2 protein-coding genes are annotated in these 1,464 nt (G+C 57.4%); both read right to left on the bottom strand.

Features of this window, described 5'->3' with window-relative positions:
• Positions 1–56: 56 nt before the first annotated feature.
• On the bottom strand, positions 57–767 hold the full coding sequence (locus QBJ92_RS20540; RefSeq protein ID WP_277971544.1) for a GNAT family N-acetyltransferase: 711 nt from the start codon (positions 765–767) through the stop codon (positions 57–59).
• 73 nt (positions 768–840) lie between these two features.
• Complete coding sequence (locus tag QBJ92_RS20535; protein ID WP_277971543.1) at positions 841–1,341, bottom strand: hypothetical protein; 501 nt, start codon at positions 1,339–1,341, stop codon at positions 841–843.
• Positions 1,342–1,464 lie beyond the last annotated feature (123 nt).

Here is a 1,464-nt window from a genome sequence, read left to right as displayed (position 1 = left end):
CCTTTCCCGCAATCGAAGGGCGATCGAGATCGACGCTTTCGCGAAAGGGCGAGTCTCTAAGCCGCAGTTCGATCGAGCACGTCAGATGCCACTATCCACTTGCCGAACAACGCAAAGCCGCACGATTTAGCAAGGGCGGTGGATGCAAGGTTGTCGATCTGGCAACGATACTGCGGTTCATATCCCTTTCGGCGCGAGAATTCGTTGATCGTCAGAACGACCGCACGTGCGAAACCTCTTCCCCGAACATCGGGAAGTGTCAGCACTCCTAAGTCCGCGAACAGGCCGCTTTCCCAAGGATATGCGCTGGCGGCACTGACCAGCCGACCGTCCTCAAAGCAACCGAACACCGCCCAATGATCGAGTTCGACAAACGCATCGTCGCGGTCCTGCTCTGATAAATCGGCATGGAACGCCTCGAACGCATCCCGATCCTCGATCGTAAGTTGGCGTGCGGCCAATGATTGACCGGATGCGACGCGCGTATCCGCGGGAAGGTAGAACAGATAGTCGGGATCGTGCAGGCTGACGCCCTCGCGTTCCAACAGGTCCTGTATGGCTGCGATCGACGTGACACCTGGCGCATTAAGACTGACCCTATCAATCAGCTCGGGTCGCAATACGGTTCGCACCCGGCCATCAATCCCCTCCAACATCATCGCCGGCCGTTTGGGGTTCAACTTCTCGCTTACCGCCCAAGTCGAGCTGCCGTCACCAGCGAACGCTTCATGCCAGTAGTCCAGAATGGGCTTGGGGAATATCGTCATGAGGCTGCACTACCATAGCGGCTCACTGCCCCGGCACTCCACTTTCCCGATGGAATCAAGATTTGTGACACGGTTAGGCTGTGGCTGGCGTCTGTCGCCTTGCGAGCCAATCACGATGAACTGCGATGCCGGACGCGAGCCAGAGCGCACCAGCGGCCATGAATCCAGCGAGCTTGCCGCCTGTGGGGGCTTCGACAATGAAGCCCATGATCGCTGCAACAATTAGCGCCGTTCCAAGAACATAGATCGGACGAAAGCCGCCAGCAAAGGCGATTGGCAGGAAATGGAGGCCGACGACCAACGCCATTGATGGTAACAGGAGATCGGGCCGGTGCAGGTTCACTACGATGTTAGCGGCTAGGAAAAGGCCGACGCCTTCACCAATGCTGCTCCACATGATGACTCGTTCTTCTTTCGGTGACGGCTTGATGCCCTCGCCAGGGGTACGGATCACATAGCTCGCGGCAAGACCGATCAGCATGAATCCTAAGAAGGGCAGCGCCAGAGTGATCCCGGACAAGTGCCATTGCCAGTAAAGCGTCAACGCCGCGAACACCGCTCCAAAAAAGCTCATAATCAGCGCGCCCCATGCCCCCACAGACGGTCCCCCTTATGTTTGATAGGCCGATAGTACGTCTGCAATTTCGACAGGTCGAGAAGGATACTTCCGTTCTCGTTTGGGAACGTCGGACGGGAA

This window comes from Sphingomonas echinoides (assembly GCF_029623395.1).
In the GTDB taxonomy this organism is placed as follows: domain Bacteria; phylum Pseudomonadota; class Alphaproteobacteria; order Sphingomonadales; family Sphingomonadaceae; genus Sphingomonas; species Sphingomonas echinoides_A.
This window is presented reverse-complemented; position numbering and strand designations above follow the sequence as displayed.